An 8,891-nucleotide genomic window follows, 5' to 3' on the forward strand; every position below is an offset into this window, starting at 1 on the left:
GAGGTTTTTATGTACAACGGATTATTAAATATATACAAAGAGAAAGATTTTACATCTCATGATGTCGTTGCAAAGCTTCGAGGAATTCTGCGACAGAAAAAGATCGGTCATGCAGGGACGCTTGATCCAAATGCAGAAGGTGTATTGCCTGTCTGCCTTGGAAAGGGGACAAAATTATGTGATATGTTAACAGGTACAAAGAAACAGTATCAGGTGAGCTTTGTATTTGAAAAAGAGACGGATACAGAAGATATCTGGGGAACTGTTACAAATACCTATGAGCCGTTAGATACAGAAGCTCCAATTAAAGATACGATATTATCTTTTGTTGGAGAATATGATCAGATACCACCAATGTATTCTGCAAAAAAGATTAATGGAAAGAAGCTGTATGAACTTGCCAGAGAAGGAAAAGTTATTGAGCGAAAGCCAGAACGAATTAAAATTTATGATATCACAAATATTGAGATTTCCTATCCGGAAGTAACAATGATAGTTACTTGTAGCAAAGGTACATACATTCGAAGTCTTTGCAGGGATATTGGCCGTAAGCTTCACAATGGTGCATGCATGACAAAGTTAGTACGCACAAAATCCAGTGGATTTCAGATTAAGAATTCACATACACTGTCTCAGATTGAAGAGGCAGTGAAAGATGGAACAATCGAACAGTTGATTGTTCCAATCGAGAAAGTTTTTTTACAATACCAGAAAGGAACTGTAAAAAAAGAATATAATAAGATTTTATTTAATGGAAACCCCTTGAAAAAGGATGCTTTCTTCGAAACAGATATTGATACAACAAAGAAACTTCGTATATACGATGCAGATGAACATTTTATCGGAATATATTACTGGAAAAATAATATGTTTTTCCCAGATAAGATTTTTTATGACAACAACCAGTGAGAGGAAGCCATGGAATACATTCATAATACAGAACAATTTCAATTTCATAATACAGAACAATTTCAATTTCATAATACAGTGGTAGCCCTTGGAAAATTTGACGGAATGCATAAAGGTCATCAGCTGATTTTTGATGAACTGATCAAATATAAAGAAATGGGATATCAGGCGGCTGTTTTTTCTTTTGACCGTCCACCGCTTAATATGTTAAAACACAAACATATGAACGTGATCTATACAACGAATGAGAAAACAAAACTTCTAGCTAAGAGAGGAATTGATATCTATATTGAACATCCATTTACGGATGAATTTTCACATCTTTCACCAGAAGATTTTGTTATTAAAGTTCTTCTTGAAAAAACAGGAATGAAAGTTTTGGTTGTTGGAGACGATTGCGGATTTGGATATAAAAGACAGGGAAATGTTGAATTACTAGAACGAATGTCCAAAGAATATGACTTTAAACTGATCGTTATTCCAAAATTAGAACTAGAAGGCGAGATCGTATCAAGCACAAGAGTCCGCCGTTTGCTGTCAGAAGGAAGGATTGAGGAAGCTAATCGTTTGATGGAGGATCCATTTATGATCTGTGGACCGGTTGTTCATGGAAATCATATGGGAGCAGAAGTGCTTCAGATGCCAACAGCAAATCAAATACCGGCAGAAGATAAATTATTGCCGCCAAAAGGAGTTTATGTTTCAAGAATCCGTTATAAAGATGAAATTCATTATGGAATCAGTAATGTTGGTGTGAAACCGACGATTGAAGGAAAGAAACATATGGGAGTTGAAACTTATATTTTTGATTTCAATAAGAATATCTATAATAAGGAAATAGAAGTTGATTTATTATATTTCAAAAGACCAGAAATGAAATTTGATTCTCTGGAATCTTTAAGTTTGCAGATGCATGAAGATGCAGAATTTGCAAAAGCATATGCAAAAGAGCATTTTGGTTATAAATACTAAATTGAATAAAAAAATATACAATTTTCCTTTTAAATAGTACTCGTTTGTAGTATAATATTACTAACAAGGAATAACTTGAATATTTTACCCTTTGGGGAAGGGAGCGATTCATATGAGTACTAACACAATTATTACAATCGAACGACAATATGGAAGCGGAGGACATCTGATCGGAGAGAAGCTCTCTAAGGATCTGGGAATTCCTTTCTATGACAGTGAATTGATTAAGGTTGCAGCAAAAGAAAGTGGAATCTGTGAAGAAATTTTTGAAAGTTTTGATGAAAAACCAACCACAAGTTTCTTGTATTCTTTAGTAATGGATCCATATTCATTAGGATATAACTCTAATTCTTTTGATTTACCACTGAATCATAAAGTATTTTTGGCTGCATTTGATACGATTAAGGAATTAGCGAAAAAAGGACCTTGCGTATTTGTTGGAAGATGTGCAGATTATGCACTGGAAGATTTTGATAACTGTTTAAGTGTTTATGTTCATGCACCGTTTGAAGATCGTATTAAACGGATTGAGACAGAATATGGAATTGTGAAAGAGAAGAGCAAAGAAGTGCTCATGAAGAAAGATAAGCAGCGTTCTAGTTATTATAATTACTACAGTTCTAATAAGTGGGGAGATGCGAAATCTTATGATTTGTGCTTAAACAGTAGCTATCTTGGAATTGATGGAAGTGTTGAGATGATCAAGAAAGTGATTGATATGAAGGAATCACAAGAATAAATTGAACAATTTAGTAATTACGGAGACTGTATTTGATATACAGTCTCTTTTTGTTAGAAATTTCCTGTCGTAAAATAAAAGATACTATATAGTTTTTGATAAATATGTGTTAAAATAAAAAGCGTTATGAAAAACTGTATAAAGGAGAGATGTATGAAGAAATTTTTAGAAGAATTTAAAGCATTTGCACTTCGTGGCAATGTCATGGATATGGCAGTCGGTGTATTGATCGGTGGTGCATTTTCAGGAATTGTTACATCACTTACTGATAACTTTATTCAGCCGATCATCAAACTGGTCATGACAGGAAAGGTTTATACATTAGAGGAAATCTCCGGATATGCTTCTGCATTTGGATCTTCTGTTGTGAACTTTTTGATCATGGCATTTATTTTATTCTGTCTATTAAAAGCAATGAATAAGATCATGTCGCTTGGTGCAAAGCCTGAGGAACCAGAAGCATCAACAACAAAAATCTGTCCATTTTGTATGAGTGAGATTGATATTCGTGCGACAAGATGTCCTCATTGTACATCCGTGCAGCCAGAAGAAGATAAAAGCTAGAAAAGAGTAAAATAATGAAGATAACGATCATACATGGGCAAAGTCATAAAGGTTCTACATATCATATTTCAAAGATTTTGGCAGATAAACTAGATGGGGAAGTGAAAGAAATTTTTCTTCCGAGAGATTTTGGTGAATTTTGTATAGGATGTACACAATGTTTTCATAAATCGGAGACATTATGTCCGCATTATGAAAAATTAAAACCATTAACAAAAGCATTGGATGAAGCAGACGTACTTATTTTTGAAAGTCCAGTTTATGTTTATCATGTGACAGGATCTATGAAGGCATTTTTGGATCATTATGGGTATCGATGGATGTTACATAGACCGGAGGAATCGATGTTTCATAAACAGGCAGTCTGTATTTCAACAGCTGCTGGTGCAGGAACGAAAAGTACGAATAAAGATATGGCTGATAGCTTTTTTTACTGGGGTGTAGCGAAAACATATAAATATGGTGTAAGAGTTATGTCCACTTCTTATCAGAATGTAAAACCAGAGATTAAAGCACAGATTGAAAAGAAGACAACAAAAATAGCTAATCAGATCAAAGCCCGACATAGAAAAGTAAAACCAGGAATAAAGACAAAGATTTGTTTTTATCTTATGAGAATGCTTCATACAAAAAGATGGGATGAAGCTGATCTTGCTTATTGGAGAGAAAAGGGCTGGGATAAAGATCAACGACCATGGAACTAACAGCGAAGGAGAGTGACCTTAGATGAATTTAAAGAAACTAACAATATCTGCAATGCTTGTAGCAGTAGCAGTCATTTTATCATCATTTTCAATACCGATCGGAGCAAGCCGTTGCTTTCCGATTCAACATATGGTGAATGTGATTGCGGCGGTTTTCTTAGGTCCTGTTTACGGAGTATCAATGGCATTTTGTACAGCACTGATCCGAAACCTTCTTGGAACGGGAAGTTTACTTGCATTTCCTGGAAGTATGGTAGGTGCATTTATAAGTGCGATGGTTTTTAAATATACAAAATCAAGAATTGGTGCTTATATTGGAGAAGTGTTTGGAACAGGAATCTTAGGTGGTATGTTATGCTATCCGATCGCATCTATGATGATGGGGCAAAAGGCAGCATTATTTACATTTGTGGGACCATTTCTTGCAAGTACACTTTGTGGAACGATTATTGCAGCAATTATTATTACGGCATTGTATAGATCCAAGGCAGTACGTTTGATTGAGGAATACATAGGATAATTTAATATTTAAAGAATAAAAAGAATCCCTTAAAATTTAAAATAAGGAATTCTTTTTGACGTTTTGGAACATTCACGATCCTTAGGAAAGATAAATCATTAATCCTCTTAGCTATTTGGATTCATAGTTTTTAACTGATTGATAAGTTCGATATCTTCAGCATTTAGTTTAATATTAGAACAGTAATTCTTTCCTTCTGGGGAAGTTACAGATAGTTCAATGACGGCTCCTTCTCTAAGCGCCTGTTCACGCGTAACCGCATTTAAAAAGTTTTTAAACTTTGGATGATCTCTGTCAAATCGTTTCAGAGAGTTTTTCATCTGTTGAAACTTTAACATCTGGTTAAAATTCATTGCCATGAGGATAAATCCTCCTTTCTTTATCAAGTTCAAATATATTATAGAAATCATAACAAAAATGAAATAAAACGTCAAATATAAAAAATATATGTATTGACGAATCAGTATAAAATATGTAAAATGTTTTATTGCTACCAAGAAATAATAAAGAAATAAGGAGGCGTTTTCGATTGAATTTTTACCAACAGTTACAATTAAGTTCGATTGGGTCAAAACAATGGATCAAAAGTACTAATGATCTCAAAGAAAAGAGAAACCGTATTTTAATATATAATTTTAAAGTATATTTAGTAGTTGCATTTTGTTTTGCAGTTGTGACACTTTACAGTATGATCTTTGGATCACAAAACAGTATTGTAGGTGTTCTTGTATTATTAGTATTAATGATCTTACGACAGGTTGATTTTGGAATTGATACAAAGCATAGTATTGCAGTGATCTTTATGATCTTTGGTATTCTTGCAGCAGGACCAAGACTTGCAAATACTGTAAGTGCTGGATGGACTTTTTTGATTCATTTTGTCTGTATTATGGCAATCCTGATATTAAGCTGCCATAATGTGATCATGTCCAATCAATCCACATTTATTTTAGGATATTTACTATTATATGGATATGATGTGACAGGACATGATTATACATTAAGAATTTATGGATTGTTAGCAGGAGCGGTGATCTGTTCTTTAGTATTTTATAAAAACCATCGAAACAGGACATTTCGAAGAGGATTTCTTCATTTATTTAAAGAATTTCATCTATTTTCTACAAGAAGTAATTGGTATTTAAGATTATCCATTGGAATTTCAACAGCAATGCTGATCGGAGAATTAGCAAATATGCCGAGAGTGATGTGGATTGGTATTGCAACGATGTCTGTATTGTTACCATTTTCGAAAGACATGAAATACCGCGTGCAAAGAAGAGGACCATTTAACATCCTTGGATGTATGATCTTTCTTTTATTACATATGATTCTTCCAGACAGTATTTTTAAATGGATCGGTCTGATCGGTGGAGTTGGAGTCGGTTATTCTGCTGGATATGCATGGCAAACCGTATTTAATACATTTGGAGCATTATACATTGCGGAAAGTATGTTTGGACTTAAGACTGCCATTATTTTAAGAATTGTAGCAAATGTATTTGGTCCTTTATATGCGTATGGTTTTGATAAAATTTTCCGAGGAGTTAGTACAGCTGTAAGAAACCTGATGGAAGATGATACAATGGTTGGAAATCAAGTTTAATTAATTGATGGTCGGTATTTGCACCAGAATGCGATCATGCCAAGTATCATAAAGAAATAAGAGATATAGAGAGAGCCGTGTACAATTTGATTTACATGGCTTTCTTTTTTTGCTACATGCACACCTTTTTGATTTTGATTTGCTATCAATTATATTACATGATAATATATAATATTAGAAAAGAAAATAGGGGAAAACTATAAAATAGAATAAAATAAAAAGGAGTGCAAAAATATGTGTACAGCTGCAACATATCAGACAAAAGATTTTTATTTTGGAAGAACACTGGATTATGAATTTTCTTATGGAGATGAGATTGTGATCACTCCAAGAAACTATCAGTTTGATTTTAGACACAGAGAATCTTTACAAAGTCATTATGCAATGATCGGAATGGCACATGTCGTTGTAAATGATCCATTATACTATGATGCATTTAACGAAAAAGGATTAGCAATGGCAGGTCTTAATTTTGTTGGAAATGCTTCTTATTATGGTGTAGAAGAAGGAAAAGAAAATATTGCCCAGTTTGAGTTTATTCCATGGATTCTTGGAACTTGTGCAACTCTTGATGAGGCAAAAAAAGCCTTAAGTGAGATGAATCTTACAAATACGCCATATAGCGAACAGTTTCCAGTAGCACAGCTTCACTGGATCATTGCTGATAAAACAGGAGCGATCACAGTAGAGGCAATGGAAGATGGAATGCATGTTTATGAGAATAAAGTGGGAGTTCTTACTAATAATCCTCCATTTAATATTCAGATGTTTTTATTAAACCAATATATGGGACTATCACCAAAACAGCCAGAGAACTTATTTGCAAAAGATATTGAGCTGAATGCATATAGTCGTGGAATGGGTGCAATCGGTCTTCCAGGGGATCTGTCATCATCCTCTCGTTTTGCGAAAGTCGCATTTACCAAATTACATTCTGTATCTGGTAATTCCGAAGCAGAAAGTGTCAGTCAGTTTTTCCATATCCTTGGTTCTGTAGATCAACAAAGAGGATGTTGTGATGTGAATGGTAAATATGAGATTACATTGTATACATCTTGCTGTAATGCACAAAAAGGAATTTACTATTACACAACATATGATAATCACCAGATCAGTGCAGTCGATATGACAAAAGAAGATTTAGATAGTACTGAATTAATAAAATATGAAGTAATCCAAGGTGAACATATTTTTATGCAGAATTAAAGGATAAAAGTAATGATCAGAATAGCAACAAAAGAAGATGCAAAAGCATTACTTGATATTTACAAATATTATGTGGAACAAACAACAATCACATTTGAATACGAAACACCAAGTGTAGAGGAATTTGAAAGAAGAATCGAAAACACATTAAAGAAATATCCATATCTGGTAGAAGAAGAGGATGGGAAAATTTACGGATATACATATGCAGGACCATTTAAAGAAAGGGCTGCATATGACTGGTCTGTGGAAACAACGATCTATGTTGATAAAGATGCCAGAGGAAAAGGGATCGGGAAAAAGCTATATAAAGCATTAGAAAAGATTCTTGGTATGCAAAATATCATCAATGTAGATGCATGCATTACTTATCCAAAACAAGAAGACGAATATGTAACAAAAAACAGTGCACAATACCACACACATTTAGGATATCATATGGTGGGGAGATTTTATAAAAGCGGATACAAATTCGGCAGATGGTACGATATGGTCTGGATGGAGAAATATATCGGGAAACATGAACAGCCACCGAAAGAAATAATACCATTTTCAAAATTAAGAGAGAAGGAGATACAACTATGAGCTTATTGATCAAAGATACAACAAAAGAAGAAAGAGAAGAAATCGTTGCAAAATCTATTGGAAATATTTCAGGAGCTTGCGATGGATGTAGTGTTGGAATCATTGAAATGTATCAGGATTATATTGATGGAAAGAAAGAATTAAGACAGATCAACATGGAATTTCATGCAGGATATATATCAGAAGGAAGAAGATAAATATAGAAGAAGGGAAGTATGATAAAATGGAAAGTCGTATTGCAATTATTGGAATCATCGTAGAAGATATTAATGCTTCAACAACTGTAAATGAAATTTTACATGATTATGGAACGTATATTTTAGGACGAATGGGGATACCATATCATGAGAAAGGGGTTAATATCATAAGTATCGCGATTGATGCCTCTCAGGATATCATTAATACTTTAGCTGGAAAGCTTGGAAAAGTTGAAGGGATCAGTGCCAAAACAACATATTCAAAGATATAGGATATATGATTTTAGATTAATTTAAAAAGATGAAAAAAGTAGTTGACATACTGTATACAGCTATGGTAAGATAATCAACGTCGCTGAAAGAGCGGCGGAAAAATATAACATCAGATTCCATTTTTGACTCTGAAAAGAATGAAAAAACTTCTTGACATAAGTAATCAGATGTGATAATCTATAAAAGTTGCTGACGGAGAACGATCAGAACAATAGAAATCAAATCTAAAAGAAAAGTTAAAAAGTTCTTGACAGACAAGATCAGAAATGATATGATATAAAAGTTGTTGCAGAATGAAAGAGTTCAGAACAACAAAATAAATCAAAAAAGTTCTTGACAAACAAAAAGAGCTGTGATAAAATGATAAAGCTTCTTATACACAAGAAGCGGATCAAAAAGATCTTTGACAACTGAACAATAAGACAACCTTGAAAATTCTAATGAATTTTTCAGATGATTTTAGAAAAAATCAACGAACGTTCTTTATAAGAACAGTAATAACAAGGATAAAGAAGCTAGTGCTTCTTGAACTTGGATCAACATTGAACATGAGAGTTTGATCCTGGCTCAGGATGAACGCTGGCGGCGTGCTTAACACATGCAAGTCGAACGAAGC

Annotated in this window: 12 protein-coding genes and 1 rRNA gene; 12 read left to right on the forward strand and 1 reads right to left on the reverse strand. The window is 33.7% G+C overall.

Annotated features, from left to right (window positions below; genetic code table 11):
- Positions 1-9 precede the first annotated feature (9 nt).
- The 6 genes from truB (at position 10) to thiW (ending at position 4,408) form a co-directional block, all read left to right on the forward strand.
- Complete coding sequence (gene truB / locus OCV53_RS06335; RefSeq protein WP_055197214.1) at positions 10-909, forward strand: tRNA pseudouridine(55) synthase TruB; 900 nt, start codon at positions 10-12, stop codon at positions 907-909.
- Positions 910-918: 9 nt separating this feature from the next.
- Positions 919-1,881 carry a bifunctional riboflavin kinase/FAD synthetase gene (locus OCV53_RS06340; protein WP_055197178.1) on the forward strand — a complete coding sequence of 321 codons (963 nt, stop codon included), beginning with the start codon at positions 919-921 and terminating at the stop codon, positions 1,879-1,881.
- A 112-nt stretch (positions 1,882-1,993) separates the two neighbouring features.
- Entirely contained in the window at positions 1,994-2,620 is a 627-nt protein-coding gene (locus OCV53_RS06345) for a cytidylate kinase-like family protein (protein WP_022374294.1), read from the forward strand.
- A 153-nt stretch (positions 2,621-2,773) separates the two neighbouring features.
- Positions 2,774-3,184 (forward strand): large conductance mechanosensitive channel protein MscL, encoded by a 411-nt coding sequence (gene mscL, locus OCV53_RS06350; RefSeq protein ID WP_022374293.1) that lies wholly within the window; start codon positions 2,774-2,776, stop codon positions 3,182-3,184.
- 14 nt (positions 3,185-3,198) lie between these two features.
- Positions 3,199-3,888 carry a flavodoxin family protein gene (locus tag OCV53_RS06355; protein ID WP_022374292.1) on the forward strand — a complete coding sequence of 230 codons (690 nt, stop codon included), beginning with the start codon at positions 3,199-3,201 and terminating at the stop codon, positions 3,886-3,888.
- 22 nt (positions 3,889-3,910) lie between these two features.
- Positions 3,911-4,408 (forward strand): energy coupling factor transporter S component ThiW, encoded by a 498-nt coding sequence (gene thiW, locus OCV53_RS06360; RefSeq protein WP_022374291.1) that lies wholly within the window; start codon positions 3,911-3,913, stop codon positions 4,406-4,408.
- Between the two features lie 107 nt (positions 4,409-4,515).
- Here thiW and OCV53_RS06365 read toward each other — a convergent pair whose 3' ends face one another.
- Positions 4,516-4,767, reverse strand: a complete 252-nt coding sequence (locus tag OCV53_RS06365) for a hypothetical protein (protein ID WP_055197180.1) — start codon at positions 4,765-4,767, stop codon at positions 4,516-4,518.
- 170 nt (positions 4,768-4,937) lie between these two features.
- On the opposite strand from OCV53_RS06365, the gene OCV53_RS06370 reads away from it, so the two are divergent.
- The 6 genes from OCV53_RS06370 to OCV53_RS06395 all read left to right on the forward strand — a co-directional run.
- Entirely contained in the window at positions 4,938-6,014 is a 1,077-nt protein-coding gene (locus OCV53_RS06370) for an FUSC family protein (protein WP_055197183.1), read from the forward strand.
- Between the two features lie 234 nt (positions 6,015-6,248).
- Positions 6,249-7,220 carry a choloylglycine hydrolase gene (bsh, locus tag OCV53_RS06375; RefSeq protein WP_055197184.1) on the forward strand — a complete coding sequence of 324 codons (972 nt, stop codon included), beginning with the start codon at positions 6,249-6,251 and terminating at the stop codon, positions 7,218-7,220.
- A gap of 12 nt (positions 7,221-7,232) precedes the next feature.
- Entirely contained in the window at positions 7,233-7,805 is a 573-nt protein-coding gene (locus tag OCV53_RS06380) for a GNAT family N-acetyltransferase (RefSeq protein WP_055197186.1), read from the forward strand.
- Positions 7,802-8,002, forward strand: a complete 201-nt coding sequence (locus OCV53_RS06385; protein ID WP_022374286.1) for a hypothetical protein — start codon at positions 7,802-7,804, stop codon at positions 8,000-8,002. Before OCV53_RS06380 ends, OCV53_RS06385 begins: the two co-directional genes overlap by 4 nt.
- 26 nt (positions 8,003-8,028) lie before the next feature.
- Positions 8,029-8,274, forward strand: coding sequence for a TM1266 family iron-only hydrogenase system putative regulator (locus OCV53_RS06390; protein WP_055197188.1), 246 nt, complete (start codon positions 8,029-8,031; stop codon positions 8,272-8,274).
- A gap of 545 nt (positions 8,275-8,819) precedes the next feature.
- Positions 8,820-8,891 (forward strand): 16S ribosomal RNA (locus OCV53_RS06395); the annotation flags it as partial.

This window comes from Anaerostipes amylophilus (genome assembly GCF_025567365.1).
GTDB classification, from domain to species: Bacteria; Bacillota; Clostridia; order Lachnospirales; family Lachnospiraceae; genus Anaerostipes; species Anaerostipes amylophilus.

What these genes read in the sequence shown, in the direction of transcription:
- truB (WP_055197214.1), top strand. Translation starts at nt 10, where the DNA reads ATGTACAACGGATTATTAAATATATACAAAGAGAAAGATTTTACATCT.
- OCV53_RS06340 (WP_055197178.1), top strand. Translation starts at nt 919, where the DNA reads ATGGAATACATTCATAATACAGAACAATTTCAATTTCATAATACAGAA.
- OCV53_RS06345 (WP_022374294.1), top strand. Translation starts at nt 1,994, where the DNA reads ATGAGTACTAACACAATTATTACAATCGAACGACAATATGGAAGCGGA.
- mscL (WP_022374293.1), top strand. Translation starts at nt 2,774, where the DNA reads ATGAAGAAATTTTTAGAAGAATTTAAAGCATTTGCACTTCGTGGCAAT.
- OCV53_RS06355 (WP_022374292.1), top strand. Translation starts at nt 3,199, where the DNA reads ATGAAGATAACGATCATACATGGGCAAAGTCATAAAGGTTCTACATAT.
- thiW (WP_022374291.1), top strand. Translation starts at nt 3,911, where the DNA reads ATGAATTTAAAGAAACTAACAATATCTGCAATGCTTGTAGCAGTAGCA.
- OCV53_RS06365 (WP_055197180.1), bottom strand. Translation starts at nt 4,767, where the DNA reads ATGGCAATGAATTTTAACCAGATGTTAAAGTTTCAACAGATGAAAAAC.
- bsh (WP_055197184.1), top strand. Translation starts at nt 6,249, where the DNA reads ATGTGTACAGCTGCAACATATCAGACAAAAGATTTTTATTTTGGAAGA.
- OCV53_RS06380 (WP_055197186.1), top strand. Translation starts at nt 7,233, where the DNA reads ATGATCAGAATAGCAACAAAAGAAGATGCAAAAGCATTACTTGATATT.
- OCV53_RS06385 (WP_022374286.1), top strand. Translation starts at nt 7,802, where the DNA reads ATGAGCTTATTGATCAAAGATACAACAAAAGAAGAAAGAGAAGAAATC.
- OCV53_RS06390 (WP_055197188.1), top strand. Translation starts at nt 8,029, where the DNA reads ATGGAAAGTCGTATTGCAATTATTGGAATCATCGTAGAAGATATTAAT.